At 58.4% G+C, this 14,696-nt stretch carries 11 protein-coding genes; 10 read left to right on the top strand and 1 reads right to left on the bottom strand.

What is annotated here, in order from left to right:
• Positions 1-75 precede the first annotated feature (75 nt).
• From dnaE to ispD, 8 genes are all read left to right on the top strand, one after another.
• On the top strand, positions 76-3,597 hold the full coding sequence (gene dnaE, locus F8N44_RS10505) for a DNA polymerase III subunit alpha (RefSeq protein WP_150650254.1): 3,522 nt from the start codon (positions 76-78) through the stop codon (positions 3,595-3,597).
• Between the two features lie 139 nt (positions 3,598-3,736).
• Positions 3,737-4,684, top strand: a complete 948-nt coding sequence (locus F8N44_RS10510; RefSeq protein ID WP_038357918.1) for an acetyl-CoA carboxylase carboxyltransferase subunit alpha — start codon at positions 3,737-3,739, stop codon at positions 4,682-4,684.
• 122 nt (positions 4,685-4,806) lie between these two features.
• On the top strand, positions 4,807-6,135 hold the full coding sequence (tilS, locus tag F8N44_RS10515) for a tRNA lysidine(34) synthetase TilS (RefSeq protein ID WP_150650255.1): 1,329 nt from the start codon (positions 4,807-4,809) through the stop codon (positions 6,133-6,135).
• Positions 6,136-6,409: 274 nt separating this feature from the next.
• Positions 6,410-8,041: a CTP synthase gene (locus F8N44_RS10520; RefSeq protein ID WP_034156321.1), complete on the top strand. Its 1,632-nt coding sequence runs from the start codon at positions 6,410-6,412 to the stop codon at positions 8,039-8,041.
• Between the two features lie 5 nt (positions 8,042-8,046).
• On the top strand, positions 8,047-8,892 hold the full coding sequence (gene kdsA, locus F8N44_RS10525) for a 3-deoxy-8-phosphooctulonate synthase (protein ID WP_016985082.1): 846 nt from the start codon (positions 8,047-8,049) through the stop codon (positions 8,890-8,892).
• A 157-nt stretch (positions 8,893-9,049) separates the two neighbouring features.
• Complete coding sequence (eno, locus tag F8N44_RS10530) at positions 9,050-10,339, top strand: phosphopyruvate hydratase (protein ID WP_007908839.1); 1,290 nt, start codon at positions 9,050-9,052, stop codon at positions 10,337-10,339.
• 171 nt (positions 10,340-10,510) lie between these two features.
• A complete protein-coding gene (gene ftsB, locus F8N44_RS10535) occupies positions 10,511-10,789 on the top strand; it encodes a cell division protein FtsB (protein WP_007908838.1) in 279 nt (92 codons plus the stop codon).
• On the top strand, positions 10,786-11,493 hold the full coding sequence (ispD, locus tag F8N44_RS10540) for a 2-C-methyl-D-erythritol 4-phosphate cytidylyltransferase (RefSeq protein WP_150650256.1): 708 nt from the start codon (positions 10,786-10,788) through the stop codon (positions 11,491-11,493). Before ftsB ends, ispD begins: the two co-directional genes overlap by 4 nt.
• A gap of 143 nt (positions 11,494-11,636) precedes the next feature.
• Here ispD and F8N44_RS10545 read toward each other — a convergent pair whose 3' ends face one another.
• Positions 11,637-12,533 carry a LysR substrate-binding domain-containing protein gene (locus tag F8N44_RS10545; protein ID WP_038357927.1) on the bottom strand — a complete coding sequence of 299 codons (897 nt, stop codon included), beginning with the start codon at positions 12,531-12,533 and terminating at the stop codon, positions 11,637-11,639.
• Positions 12,534-12,649: 116 nt separating this feature from the next.
• Here F8N44_RS10545 and F8N44_RS10550 point away from each other — a divergent pair, with 116 nt between their 5' ends.
• The gene (locus tag F8N44_RS10550) at positions 12,650-13,762 is read left to right on the top strand and encodes an S-(hydroxymethyl)glutathione dehydrogenase/class III alcohol dehydrogenase (RefSeq protein WP_007908835.1); all 1,113 of its coding nucleotides are present in this window, start codon (positions 12,650-12,652) and stop codon (positions 13,760-13,762) included.
• A gap of 65 nt (positions 13,763-13,827) precedes the next feature.
• Entirely contained in the window at positions 13,828-14,673 is an 846-nt protein-coding gene (fghA, locus tag F8N44_RS10555) for an S-formylglutathione hydrolase (protein WP_150650257.1), read from the top strand.
• Positions 14,674-14,696 lie beyond the last annotated feature (23 nt).

Genomic DNA, 14,696 nt, shown 5'->3' on the forward strand with positions numbered 1-14,696 from the left:
CGCAAGGCTGATGTTTTGTTCGAGGCCCGGTACAATCCGGGCCTTGTTGTCTCTATGTAACTGGACAGGATCACTATGCCGGCTTCATTCGTTCATCTACGCCTGCACACTGAATACTCGCTGGTCGACGGGCTGGTGCGGATCAAGCCGCTGGTCAAGGCGCTCACGGCCATGAACATGCCTGCCGTAGCGGTCACCGACCAGAACAACATGTGTTCCCTGGTCAAATTCTACAAAAACACCATGGGCGCAGGCATCAAGCCGATCTGCGGCGCCGACCTGTGGCTGTCGAACAAGGATCCGGATGCACCGCTGAGCCGGCTCAGCCTGCTCGTGATGAACGCCAAGGGTTATCGCAACCTCACCGAGTTGATCTCGCGCGGCTTCATCGAAGGCCAGCGCAACGGCATGATCATCGTCGAGCGCGAGTGGGTCGCTGAGGCCAACGAAGGCCTGATCATGCTGTCCGCCGCCAAAGAAGGCGAGATCGGCATGGCGATGATCGGTGGTAACCCGGCCGAAGCCGAAGCCTTGGCACGCGAGTGGATGACGGTGTTCCCGGATCGTTTCTATCTGGAAATCCAGCGCACCAACCGTCCCAACGATGAAGAACAATTGCACGGCGCTGTGGCCCTCGCTGACAAGCTCGGCGCGCCGCTGGTGGCGACCAACGATGTGCGCTTCATCAAGCAGGAAGACTTCGCTGCCCATGAAACCCGCGTCTGCATCGGTGAGGGCCGCGCTCTCGACGATCCGCGGCGTTCGAAGAATTACAGCGATCAGCAATACCTGAAAAGCGCCGAGGAAATGATCGAGCTGTTCAGCGATATTCCCGACGCGATTGAAAACACCGTCGAGATCGCCAAGCGCTGCAACATCGAAGTGAAGCTGGGCACTCACTTCCTGCCCAACTTCCCGATTCCCGATGGCATGACCATCGACGAATATTTCCGCAAAGTCTCCTTCGATGGTCTCGAAGAACGCTTGTCGGTGCTGCTGCCCAAAGACAACACTGAAGACTACGAAGCCAAACGTCAGGTTTACGTTGACCGGCTGAATTTCGAGCTGGATATCATCATCCAGATGGGTTTCCCCGGTTACTTCCTGATCGTGATGGACTTTATCCAGTGGGCCAAGAACAACGGCGTACCGGTAGGTCCTGGCCGGGGGTCGGGTGCCGGATCGTTGGTGGCTTATGTACAGAAGATCACCGACCTCGATCCGCTGGAATACGACCTGCTGTTCGAACGTTTCCTTAATCCGGAACGGGTATCGATGCCCGACTTCGACGTCGACTTCTGCATGGACGGTCGTGACCGCGTGATCGATTACGTGGCCGAGAAGTACGGCCGCAACGCGGTAAGCCAGATCATCACGTTCGGTTCCATGGCCGCAAAAGCGGTGGTGCGCGACGTGGCGCGGGTGCAGGGCAAGTCCTACGGCCTGGCAGATCGTTTGTCGAAGATGATTCCGTTCGAAGTCGGCATGACCCTGGAAAAAGCCTACGAGCAGGAAGAAATCCTCCGTGACTTCATCAAGGTCGATGAAGAAGCGGCAGAAATCTGGGAGATGGCGCGCAAGCTCGAAGGCGTCGTGCGTAACGTCGGTAAACACGCCGGTGGTGTAGTAATCGCCCCGACCAAGCTGACCGACTTCTCGCCGATCTATTGCGACGAGGCCGGTGACGGTCTGGTAACCCAGTTCGACAAGGACGACGTTGAAGCGGCCGGTCTGGTTAAGTTCGACTTCCTCGGTCTGCGGACCCTGACGATCATCGACTGGGCGCTGAAAACCATTAACCGCGACCGCGCCAAGGTCAACGAGCCGCCGCTGGATATTGCGTTTATCCCGCTGGACGACAAACCGACTTACTCGTTGTTGCAGAAAGCTGAAACCACCGCGGTGTTCCAGCTTGAATCGCGCGGCATGAAAGAGCTGATCAAAAAGCTCAAGCCCGACTGCCTGGAAGACTTGATCGCACTGGTGGCCCTGTTCCGTCCGGGCCCGCTGCAGTCCGGCATGGTGGATGACTTCATTAACCGTAAGCACGGTCGCGCCGAATTGGCGTACCCGCACTCGGACTATCAGTACGAAGGCCTCAAGCCAGTATTGGCACCGACTTACGGCATCATCCTGTATCAGGAACAGGTGATGCAGATTGCTCAGGTCATGGCCGGTTACACCCTTGGCGGTGCGGACATGCTCCGTCGAGCGATGGGTAAGAAAAAGCCCGAGGAAATGGCCAAGCAGCGCGGCGGTTTCATCGAAGGTTGCGCGACCAACAATATCGACGCCGACCTCGCCGGTAACATCTTCGACCTGGTAGAAAAATTCGCCGGTTACGGCTTCAACAAATCCCACTCCGCCGCCTACGGCCTGGTCTCTTACCAGACTGCGTGGCTGAAAGCCCACTACCCAGCACCATTCATGGCTGCGGTACTTTCGGCGGATATGCACAACACCGACAAGGTCGTGACCTTGATCGAGGAAGTGCGCACGATGAAGCTGCGTCTCGACGCGCCGGACGTGAACACCTCGGAGTTCAAGTTCACGGTGAACGACGATGGTCGCATCGTCTATGGCCTCGGCGCGATCAAAGGTGTCGGTGAAGGCCCTGTTGAGGCCATCACTGAGGCGCGTCAGGCCGGTCCGTTCAAGGATCTGTTCGACTTCTGCGCCCGGGTCGACCTCAAGCGCATCAACAAACGTACGCTGGACGGTCTGATTCGCAGTGGTGCACTGGATCGTCTGGGCCCGTATTTCCACGACGAGCAAAAGGCTTATCAAGCCAACATCGACCGCAACCGCGCCGTGCTGCTGGCGGCGATGGAAGAGGCGATCAAGGCAGCCGAACAGACCGCACGCACCCACGACAGCGGCCATGCCGACCTGTTCGGCGGGCTGTTTGTCGAGGAAGACGCCGACGTTTATGCGTCCCATCGCAAGGCCAAGGAGCTGACCCTCAAGGAACGCCTCAAAGGTGAGAAAGACACCTTGGGCCTGTACCTGACCGGTCACCCGATCGACGAATACGAAGGCGAAATCCGCCGTTTCGCCCGTCAGCGCATCATCGACCTGAAACCGGCCCGGGATACACAAACCGTGGCGGGGATGATCATCGCCCTGCGCGTGATGAAGAACAAAAAAGGCGACAAGATGGGCTTCATCACCCTCGACGACCGCTCTGGTCGGATCGAGGCATCGTTGTTTGCCGATGCGTTCCATTCTGCGCAGTCGTTGTTGCAGACCGACGCAATGGTGGTGGTCGAAGGCGAAGTCAGCAACGATGACTTCTCCGGCGGCCTGCGCCTGCGGGTCAAACGGGTGATGAGCATGGAAGATGCGCGCACCAACCTCGCCGAAAGCCTGCGCCTGAAACTGCAAACCCAGGACCTGAAAGGCGATCAGCTACGCTGGTTGGGTGATTTGCTCAAGCGTCATCGCGGTGCGTGCCCGATCACCATGGAGTACACCAGCCCGGATGCGAAGACCTTGCTGCAGTTCGGCGAGACGTGGCGAATTGATCCGGCGGATGCCTTGATTCAGGCTCTGCGTGACCAGTTCGGGCGAGACAACGTCTTCCTCCAATACCGTTGACCGGCGAGTGCCATCATGGCGCTTGCCCGCAACCTGAATTTTTAATCTCGACCTCAGCGCGCCTCTCCCTTAAGGTAGGGCGCGAATAGACAACCGGCCGGCCCAAGCTCATTTGGGACACGACCCAAGACGGACGCCTATGAACCCGAATTTTCTAGATTTCGAACAGCCGATCGCCGACCTGCAAGCCAAGATCGAAGAGTTGCGCTTGGTCGGTAATGACAATTCGCTGAATATCGGCGATGAGATCTCCCGCCTGCAGGACAAAAGCAAAACGCTGACCGAAGACATCTTCGGCAAGCTGACCAGCTGGCAGATCGCACGTCTGGCACGTCACCCGAAACGCCCGTACACCCTCGATTACATCGAGCACATCTTCACCGAGTTCGACGAACTGCACGGCGACCGTCACTTCTCTGACGACGCGGCCATCGTTGGCGGTATCGCCCGTCTGGAAGACCAGCCGGTGATGATCATCGGTCACCAGAAGGGCCGTGAAGTGCGCGAGAAGGTTCGCCGCAACTTCGGCATGCCGCGTCCGGAAGGCTACCGCAAGGCTTGCCGACTGATGGAAATGGCCGAGCGTTTCAAAATGCCGATCCTGACCTTCATCGACACCCCGGGTGCTTATCCTGGTATCGACGCAGAAGAGCGCAACCAGAGCGAAGCGATCGCCTGGAACCTGCGTGTGATGTCGCGCCTGAAAACCCCGATCATCGCCACCGTGATTGGTGAAGGTGGTTCCGGCGGTGCACTGGCGATCGGCGTCTGCGACCAACTGAACATGCTGCAGTATTCGACCTACGCGGTGATCTCGCCGGAAGGTTGCGCTTCGATTCTGTGGAAAACCGCGGAAAAAGCGCCGGATGCTGCTGAGGCGATGGGCATTACCGCCGAGCGTCTGAAAGGTCTGGGCATCGTCGACAAGGTGATTGGCGAGCCTCTGGGCGGCGCACACCGTGATCCGGCTGCCGCAGCGGCGTCGATCCGTGCCGAGCTGAGCTCGCAACTGGCGATGCTGAAGAAGTTCGATAACGAAGCGCTGTTGAAGCGCCGTTATGATCGACTGATGAGCTACGGTCTCTAAGTCGAGCGCAATACCCCTGTAGGAGCTGCCGAAGGCTGCGATCTTTTGACTTTGTTTTTCAAGACCAAAAGATCGCAGCCTTCGGCAGCTCCTACAGGGATCTTTGAGAAGCGGCCCTCTCCATGAATTCATCGAAGAGTGATTTGCCTTCACGGCTTCTGCCGCACCTTGAGCCTTGGCGCAATGCCGCTCATTGGCGCATTGCCTTCTCTGGTGGTCTCGATTCCACCGTCCTGCTGCATCTGCTCGCCGATCTCGCAAAAACCGAATCTCTCCCCCCGTTAAGCGCTGTTCATATCCATCACGGCCTCCAGGTTGCGGCCGATGCGTGGCCGCAACATTGCCAGTCCGTGTGCGATGCGCTGGGTGTTCCGTTGCTGATCGAACGTGTGAAGGTGCAGTCGGGTGCCAGTCTGGAGCGGGCGGCCCGGGATGCGCGGTACGCCGTGTTCAGTTCGCTGACGCAAGCCAATGATGTGTTGCTGACCGGTCAACATCGCGATGATCAAGCGGAAACGCTGTTGTTCCGGCTGCTGCGCGGTGCGGGTGTGCGCGGATTATCCGCGATGCCGGGACAGCGTCCGGTGGGGCAGGGGATGCTGATTCGTCCATTGCTCGATGTTTCCCGGGCCGAACTCGAAGCGTATGCGCAAGCTCATCAATTGAGCTGGATTGAAGATCCGTCGAATCAGGATCGGCAGTTCTCGCGCAATTACTTGCGGCATCAGGTCATGCCGTCGCTGAGTGAGCGCTGGCCGCAAGCGCAGGCAAGCATGGCTCGCAGTGCCGCGCATCTGCGTGAAGCCCAAGGGTTGCTGGATGAGCTGGCGCAGATCGATCTGACGCAAGCTGCTGCCGCTCATGATTTCGAATGGCTGGGATTACCCTCTCTGGAGTTGGCGCCGCTGGCGGCGTTGTCTGCCGCCCGCCAGCGAAACGCCCTCAGCCACTGGCTGGAACCACTGACCCGACTACCCGACACCGACCACTGGTCGGGTTGGACGGATCTGTGCGATGCCGCCCCTGATGCCTCACCGATCTGGCGTCTGGCCGATGGCGAGTTGCACCGCAGTGCCGGTCGCCTCTGGTGGCTCAGTGGTAACTGGTTGCGCACGCCAATGATCGGCGCCGACTGGCAGAGCCTCGCGTCAGCGCTACGCTTGGTCGATAACGGACGTGTCATGTTCAGCGGGCAGACTCCCGTCGGGCCTTTGCAGATTCGCTATCGGCAGGGTGGCGAAGTCATGCATCTGGCGGATCGCGGCCACCGCGATCTCAAACGCCTGCTCAATGAGCGCGCGGTGCCGGGCTTCGTCCGTGGCAGATTGCCGCTGCTGTTTCGCGGCGATGAATTGCTCGCGGTGGCGAACCTGCCGGGACTTGATGGCCATGTGCAGCACGGCTGGAAATTGCATTGGCTGCCAACAGACGAAGATCAAGGTTTGAGCTGAAAGGAGCATTCCGGTAGACTACGCTCCCTTCTTGATACAACTTCTGTGGATTCGCCTGAATTGCAGGAGTTGCCGATTACCAAGCAGTCTTTGCTGGGCGATTCCAAAAAATGTGTAGCGAGCAACGTACCGGTGTTTCATCTGCCGGTCTGTCCCAACGCGGCGGTTTTTTTGAAAGGTGCACTGTGATTAATGCAGGTGATCGGGGGCTTCGGCCTTCCTTCGCTTTCCCCGGCGGCTCGTACCGCTTTAACGCAGACTTCTAGGGTTTTTCATGACGCGCTACATATTCGTCACGGGCGGTGTTGTTTCTTCATTGGGGAAAGGCATTGCATCGGCTTCATTGGCGGCCATCCTGGAGGCGCGGGGACTTAAGGTCACCATGCTGAAGCTGGACCCGTACATCAACGTCGACCCGGGCACCATGAGCCCGTTCCAGCACGGTGAAGTGTTCGTCACCCACGACGGCGCCGAGACTGACCTGGACCTGGGCCACTACGAGCGGTTCATCCGCACGACCATGACCCAGAACAACAACTTCACCACTGGCCGTGTCTACGAGCACGTGCTGCGCAAAGAGCGCCGTGGTGACTACCTGGGTGCAACCATCCAGGTGATCCCGCATATCACCGACGAAATCAAGCGCCGCATCATCAAGGGTGCCGGTGACGCTGACGTGGCAATGGTCGAGATCGGTGGCACCGTCGGTGACATCGAGTCGCAACCGTTCCTCGAGGCCATCCGTCAACTGCGTTTCGAAATCGGCGCCAAGCGCGCGATGCTGATGCACTTGACGCTGGTGCCGTACATCGCCACTGCCGGCGAAACCAAAACCAAACCAACTCAGCACTCGGTAAAAGAGTTGCGTTCGATCGGCCTGCAGCCAGACGTGCTGGTATGCCGTTCTGATCACCCGATCGACATTTCGTCGCGTCGCAAGATCGCCCAGTTCACCAACGTTGAAGAGCGCGCGGTGATCGGTCTGGAAGACGCCGACACCATCTACAAGATCCCGGGCATCCTGCACTCGCAAGGTCTGGACGATTTCGTTGTCGAGCGTTTCGGCCTGCAATGCGGCAGCGCTGATCTGTCCGAGTGGGAAGCAGTGGTTGACGCCAAGCTGAACCCGGAACACGAAGTGACCATCGCCATGGTCGGTAAGTACATGGAGCTGCTGGACGCCTACAAGTCGCTGATCGAAGCGATGAGTCATGCTGGCATCAGCAACCGCACCAAGGTCAACCTGCGTTACATCGATTCCGAAGACATCGAAAACCAGGGCACTGCGCTGCTCGAAGGTGTCGACGCGATCCTCGTACCGGGCGGCTTCGGTCTGCGCGGCGTGGAAGGCAAGATCACTGCCGTTCAGTACGCTCGTGAAAACAAGGTTCCGTACCTGGGTATCTGCCTCGGTATGCAAGTGGCGGTCATCGAGTTCGCTCGTAACGTCATGGGCTGGAAAGACGCCAACTCCACCGAGTTCGACCGCGCCAGCGGCCATCCGGTTGTCGGTCTGATCACCGAGTGGGAAGACGCGACCGGTGCCGTTGAAGTGCGTACCGAATCGTCCGACCTGGGCGGCACCATGCGTCTCGGCGCACAGGAATGCCTGCTTGAAGCCGGCTCCAAGGTGCACGACTGCTACGGCAAGGACGTGATTGTTGAACGTCACCGTCACCGTTATGAAGTGAACAACAACCTGTTGCCACAAATCATCGAAGCCGGCCTGAAGATTTCCGGTCGCTCGGCTGACGCGGCATTGGTTGAAGTGGTCGAAGCTCCGGATCATCCATGGTTCGTCGCTTGCCAGTTCCACCCAGAGTTCACCTCGACACCACGTGATGGCCATCCGCTGTTCAGCGGTTTTGTCAAAGCAGCATTGGCTCAACACCAGAAGAAGGCGTAACCCCGATGGCACAGAAGATCATCCGCGTCGGCGACATCGAGATTGCCAACGACAAACCCATGGTGCTGTTCGGCGGCATGAACGTGCTGGAAAGCCGTGACATGGCCATGCAGGTTTGCGAGGAGTACGTGAAGGTCACCGAAAAACTCGGTATCCCTTACGTGTTCAAGGCCAGCTTCGACAAGGCCAACCGTTCTTCTGTGACCTCCTATCGTGGTCCTGGCCTGGAAGAAGGCATGCGCATCTTCCAGGACATCAAACAAGCCTTCGGCGTACCGATCATCACCGACGTCCACGAGCCTGATCAGGCCGCGGTCGTCGCTGAGGTCTGCGACATCATCCAGCTGCCGGCCTTCCTGTCGCGCCAGACCGATCTGGTCGTCGCGATGGCCAAGACCAATGCAGTGATCAACATCAAGAAAGCCCAGTTCCTCGCGCCTCAGGAAATGAAACACATCCTGAACAAGTGCGTGGAAGCGGGTAACGACCAACTGATCCTCTGCGAGCGTGGTTCGAGCTTCGGCTACAACAACCTCGTGGTCGACATGCTCGGCTTCGGCATCATGAAGCAGTTCGAGTACCCGGTATTCTTCGACGTGACCCACGCGCTGCAAATGCCGGGTGGTCGTGCCGACTCCGCCGGCGGTCGCCGCGCGCAGGTTCTGGATCTGGCCAAGGCGGGCATGAGCCAGTCGCTGGCGGGTCTGTTCCTCGAAGCTCACCCGGATCCGGACAACGCCAAATGCGACGGCCCTTGCGCCTTGCGTCTGGACAAACTGGAGCCATTTCTGGCCCAGCTCAAAGCTTTGGACGAACTGGTGAAGAGTTTTCCGACGGTAGAAACCGCGTAAGACTCAATTCTCCGGTAAAGTACCGCACGATTTGTCGCTCATGCCCTCGGGCATGAGCGTTATCGTCTGCAAGTCTGCCCGCTGCACACCCCTTGCCGACGGTAAAAAGATTTCCTCTAGCTGCGTCGTTTTCGTCAACTTTGGAGTGTTTACAACAATGGCAAAAATCGTCGACATCAAAGGTCGTGAAGTTCTCGACTCCCGTGGCAATCCCACCGTGGAAGCGGACGTGCTTCTCGACAACGGCATCATCGGCAGCGCTTGCGCGCCGTCCGGTGCATCCACTGGCTCGCGTGAAGCGCTCGAGCTGCGTGATGGCGACAAGAGCCGTTATCTGGGCAAGGGCGTGCTCAAAGCGGTAGCCAACATCAACGGTCCGATCCGCGATCTGCTGCTGGGCACCGACCCAAGCGACCAGAAAGCCCTGGATCACGCGATGATCAAGCTCGACGGTACCGAAAACAAGGCGACCCTGGGCGCCAACGCCATCCTCGCCGTGTCCCTGGCTGCTGCCAAGGCTGCTGCACAGGACCAGGACCTGCCGCTGTACGCACACATCGCCAACCTCAACGGCACCCCGGGTGTTTACTCGATGCCGGTGCCGATGATGAACATCATCAACGGTGGCGAGCACGCCGATAACAACGTCGACATCCAGGAATTCATGGTGCAGCCGGTTGGCGCCAAGTCTTTCTCGGAAGGTCTGCGCATGGGCACCGAGATTTTCCATCACTTGAAAGCTGTGCTGAAGGCCCGTGGCCTGAGCACTGCCGTTGGTGACGAAGGCGGTTTCGCACCGAACCTGGCGTCCAACGAAGACGCGCTGAAAGTGATCTCCGAAGCTGTGGCCAATGCTGGTTACAAGCTGGGCACCGACGTGACTCTGGCTCTGGACTGCGCGGCCAGCGAATTCTACGAAGACGGCAAGTACAACCTGTCCGGCGAAGGCCAGGTGTTCACTGCTGAAGGTTTCGCTGACTACCTCAAGGGCCTGACTGAACGTTATCCGATCATCTCGATCGAAGACGGTCTGGACGAGTCCGACTGGGCTGGCTGGAAGATCCTCACCGACAAGATCGGCGAGAAGGTTCAACTGGTGGGTGACGACCTGTTCGTAACCAACACCAAGATCCTGAAAGAAGGCATCGATAAAAACATCGCCAACTCGATCCTGATCAAGTTCAACCAGATCGGTACCCTGACCGAAACCCTCGAAGCCATCCAGATGGCCAAGGCTGCCGGTTACACCGCAGTGATCTCGCACCGTTCCGGCGAAACCGAAGATTCGACCATTGCCGACCTGGCGGTGGGCACTTCGGCTGGCCAGATCAAGACCGGTTCGCTGTGCCGTTCCGACCGTGTTTCCAAGTACAACCAACTGCTGCGTATCGAAGAGCAGTTGAATGGCAAGGCCAAGTACAACGGTCGCAGCGAGTTCCGCGGCTAAGTACGAATCGATGGAAGGACACCGGATTGTGTCGAAAAAGTCGTGACAGCGATGGATTTGCCACTAATCTGATGCCTTAACAGCACAAGCCTGGGTCTTCCAGGCTTCGTGCTATCAGATGCTTCAAAGTTTTGGCGTGGCTGTCTTTTTTCACTGGATACCTGATATTCGATGCGCAGTCCTTACTGGTTGTTTCTCGTTTTGCTCTTGCTACTGGCCGGTCTGCAGTACCGCCTGTGGGTGGGCAATGGCAGTCTGGCGCAAGTCGCCGAGCTGAATCAGCAGATTGCTGATCAACACGCCGAGAACGAAGGTTTGCTGGAGCGCAACCGAGTGATGGACGCTGAAGTCAGCGAGTTGAAAAAGGGCATGGAGACCGTTGAAGAACGGGCTCGTCACGAACTGGGCATGGTCAAGGACGGCGAAACCCTTTACCAGTTGGCCCAATGATCAATTCCCTTCCGGCCTTCTGGGCCGTGATTCCTGCCGCGGGCGTCGGTGCCCGAATGGCCGCGGACCGTCCCAAGCAATATCTGCTACTGGGCGGGCGCACAATTCTCGAACACAGCCTTGGCTGTTTTCTCGATCACCCGAGCCTCAAGGGGCTGGTGGTCAGTCTTGCGGTTGATGATCCTTACTGGCCGAACCTGGCCTGCGCCAGCGATCCGCGCATTCAGCGGGTTGAAGGCGGGGCCGAGCGTTCTGGTTCGGTGCTCAATGCCTTGCTGCATCTGCATGCGCAGGGTGCCGATGATGAGGATTGGGTGCTGGTGCACGATGCGGCGCGACCCAATCTGAGTCGCGATGATCTCGACAAGTTACTGGATGAACTGGCGGATGATCCGGTTGGCGGTTTGCTCGCGGTGCCGGCGCGCGACACGTTGAAGCGGGTCGATAAGCATGGTCGTGTGCTCGAAACCGTTGATCGCAGCGTGATCTGGCAGGCATATACGCCGCAGATGTTTCGCCTCGGCGCGTTGCATCGGGCGTTGGCGGACAGTCTGGTCGCGGATGCGGTGATTACCGATGAAGCTTCGGCAATGGAGTGGGCGGGGCTGAAGCCGCGTCTGATTGAAGGGCGGGCGGACAACCTCAAGGTGACCCGGCCTGAAGACCTCGAGTGGTTGCGCCAGCGTTGGGCTAACCGCCACTGATTGCTGTAGTGCCCATTGCGCAGCCTTCGCGAGCAAGCTCGCTCCCACATTTGATTTGCGCCTGAAACCCAATGTGCATTCACTGCGGGTCCCCTGTGGGAGCGAGCTTGCTCGCGAAAGCGGCTGCTCAGACAACGCGTGAGTTACCCGCGATACTCCGGCCGCTCAGCCAACCCCTCCTTTAAAAAATCCACCAACTTGCGCACCTTCGGCGACAAATGCCGCTGCTGCGGATACAGCGCCCACACCGCCGTATTCGGTGGCTGATGCGCCTCCAGCAAGGAAATCAGCGCACCACTGTGCAGATGCTCCAGCACGTAATAATCCGGCAACTGGCACAGCCCGACCCCTTGAAGCGCCGCATCCAGCACCGCTTGCCCACTGTTGCAACGCCAGTTTCCCTGCACCCGCTGGGAAAATTCCCGCCCGTTTTGCTCAAGCTGCCAGATATCCGAGCTACCGATCAGGCAATTATGCCGGCTCAATTCCGACAGACTGTGTGGGCGACCGTACCGCTCAACGTAGGACGGTGAAGCGCATAGATACATTCGTCGTGGCGCCAGGCGTGTAGCGACCAATCGCGAGTCCTGCAAGCGGCCCAAGCGAATCGCCAGATCTAGCCCTTCATGCACCAGATCAAGTTGGCGATTGCTCAATTCGATATCGATGCGCAGCTGCGGATACAGCCCCATGAACCGCGTCACCAACGGCACGATAAACCGCTCGCCGTAGGCGACGGCACAGGTCATGCGCAGCATGCCTTTCGGTTCGCTGGTCAGATCACCGACTGCACGCAAGGCTTCTTCGCGACCGTCCTGCAAACGTTGGCAATGTTGCAGGAATGTCTGTCCAGCCTCGGTCAGCGTCACCCGGCGTGTGCTGCGATAGAGAAGTCGCGTCTGAAGTCTTTCTTCCAGCCGTACGATTTGTCGACTGATGTGCGAGGACGAAACCCCAAGACGTTCGGCAGCGGCAGTGAACTGGCTGCATTCAGCAACGGCAACGAACTCGTCGATGCCTTCCCAGCGGTTTTCGGACATCGGGATTATCCCTGTATGGCAATAATGTTTTGCTTTTGCCCGGATTATTCATCGTAAAGCTGTGTATTACACTCCTTGTCTGGTTTTTAATTCAATGCATTCACTGGAGAGTCAGCATGATCAAGTCGCGCGCCGCCGTTGCCTTCGAGGCCAAGAAGCCGCTGGAAATCGTAGAAGTCGATGTCGCCATGCCCAAGGCCGGTGAAGTGTTGCTGCGTGTAGTCGCTTCCGGTGTTTGCCACACGGACGCCTACACCCTGTCCGGCGCTGACCCGGAAGGCATCTTCCCGTCGATCCTTGGCCACGAAGGTGGCGCCATCGTTGAAGCGATCGGCGAGGGCGTAACTTCGGTTGCCGTTGGCGATCACGTGATTCCGCTGTACACCCCCGAATGCGGCCAGTGCAAATTCTGTAAATCGGGCAAGACCAACCTGTGTCAGGCGATTCGTGCCACTCAGGGCAAAGGTTTGATGCCGGACGGCACTTCGCGTTTTTCCTACAAGGGCGAAACGATTTTCCACTACATGGGCACGTCGACGTTCTCGGAATACACCGTGTTGCCGGAAATCTCCGTGGCCAAGATCTCCAAAGATGCGCCACTGGAAAAGGTTTGCCTGCTGGGTTGCGGCGTCACCACCGGCATCGGTGCAGTGCTCAACACCGCCAAGGTCAAACCGGGTGACACCGTGGCCATCTTCGGTTTAGGCGGCATTGGTTTGTCCGCCGTCATCGGCGCGGTGAAAGCCAAGGCTGCGCGCATTATTGCCATCGACATCAACCCGGCCAAATTCGAGATCGCCAAGCAACTGGGTGCAACCGACTGCGTGAACCCGAAAGACTTCGATCGTCCTATTCAGGAAGTGATCGTCGACATGACTGATGGCGGCGTCGACTTCTCCTTCGAATGCATCGGCAACGTGCAACTGATGCGCGCAGCCCTTGAGTGCTGCCACAAAGGTTGGGGCGAGTCGGTAATCATCGGCGTGGCAGGTGCCGGTCAGGAAATCGCGACCCGTCCGTTCCAGTTGGTCACCGGTCGCGTCTGGCGCGGTTCGGCATTCGGCGGCGTGCGCGGTCGTACCGAATTGCCAAGTTACGTCGACATGGCTCAGAGCGGCGAGATTCCTTTGGATACTTTCATCACCCACACCATGGGCCTGGAAGACATCAACAAGGCGTTCGACCTGATGCACGAAGGCAAGAGCATCCGTACCGTCATTCATTTCTGATCAATCGTGGCGACATGGCCGCAAGTCTCGAAGGCTTGTGGTCGTGACCGCGTAGGAGTCTTTACATGAGTCTGGAAAACATCTCCTGTCAGAAAAGTTTTGGCGGTTGGCACAAGCGCTATCGCCATCGTTCTGACGTGCTCGGCTGCGACATGGTGTTCGCCGTCTACTTGCCACCACAGGCAGAGCAGGGCGGCAAGTTGCCGGTGCTGTATTGGCTGTCGGGTCTGACCTGCACCGATGAAAACTTCATGCAGAAGGCCGGCGCGATGCGCATGGCTGCTGAACTGGGTTTGATCATTGTTGCGCCGGACACCAGTCCGCGTGGCGCCGATGTCCCGGGTGATCCGGACGGCGCATGGGATTTCGGTCTCGGTGCCGGTTTCTATCTGAATGCCACGCAGGAGCCCTGGTCGCGGCACTATCGGATGCATGACTATGTCGTGCAGGAATTGCCTGCACTGGTTGAAGCGCATTTCCCCGCTTCGGACAAACGCAGCATCAGCGGCCACTCGATGGGCGGCCACGGTGCGTTGGTCTGCGCATTGCGAAATCCTGGGCGCTATCAATCGGTGTCGGCGTTCTCGCCGATCAACAACCCGATGGATTGCCCGTGGGGGCAAAAAGCCTTTTCCCGTTTCCTGGGCGAAGACCGTTCGAAGTGGAAAGAGTGGGATGCCTGCGCACTGATCGCCGAAGCGGATGAAAAACTGCCGCTGCTGGTCGATCAAGGCGATCGCGACGACTTCCTCGCCACTCAGCTCAAACCTGAAGCTTTGCAACAAGCGGCAAAACAAGCGGGCCATCCGCTGACATTGCGCCTGCAACCGGGCTACGACCACAGCTATTTCTTCATCTCAAGCTTCATAGACGACCACTTGCAGCATCACGCACGCGCTCTGCGCGGTTAATGCGGGTAGAATCACGCCCTGAC

Origin of the sequence: Pseudomonas fluorescens, assembly GCF_902497745.1 — a bacterium.
GTDB lineage: Bacteria > Pseudomonadota > Gammaproteobacteria > Pseudomonadales > Pseudomonadaceae > Aquipseudomonas > Aquipseudomonas fluorescens_BM.

Coding starts and splice junctions, on each gene's coding strand:
- eno (WP_007908839.1), top strand. CDS start 9,050: ATGGCAAAAATCGTCGACATCAAAGGTCGTGAAGTTCTCGACTCCCGT.
- F8N44_RS10545 (WP_038357927.1), bottom strand. CDS start 12,533: ATGTCCGAAAACCGCTGGGAAGGCATCGACGAGTTCGTTGCCGTTGCT.
- ftsB (WP_007908838.1), top strand. CDS start 10,511: ATGCGCAGTCCTTACTGGTTGTTTCTCGTTTTGCTCTTGCTACTGGCC.
- fghA (WP_150650257.1), top strand. CDS start 13,828: ATGAGTCTGGAAAACATCTCCTGTCAGAAAAGTTTTGGCGGTTGGCAC.
- F8N44_RS10510 (WP_038357918.1), top strand. CDS start 3,737: ATGAACCCGAATTTTCTAGATTTCGAACAGCCGATCGCCGACCTGCAA.
- kdsA (WP_016985082.1), top strand. CDS start 8,047: ATGGCACAGAAGATCATCCGCGTCGGCGACATCGAGATTGCCAACGAC.
- dnaE (WP_150650254.1), top strand. CDS start 76: ATGCCGGCTTCATTCGTTCATCTACGCCTGCACACTGAATACTCGCTG.
- ispD (WP_150650256.1), top strand. CDS start 10,786: ATGATCAATTCCCTTCCGGCCTTCTGGGCCGTGATTCCTGCCGCGGGC.
- tilS (WP_150650255.1), top strand. CDS start 4,807: ATGAATTCATCGAAGAGTGATTTGCCTTCACGGCTTCTGCCGCACCTT.
- F8N44_RS10520 (WP_034156321.1), top strand. CDS start 6,410: ATGACGCGCTACATATTCGTCACGGGCGGTGTTGTTTCTTCATTGGGG.
- F8N44_RS10550 (WP_007908835.1), top strand. CDS start 12,650: ATGATCAAGTCGCGCGCCGCCGTTGCCTTCGAGGCCAAGAAGCCGCTG.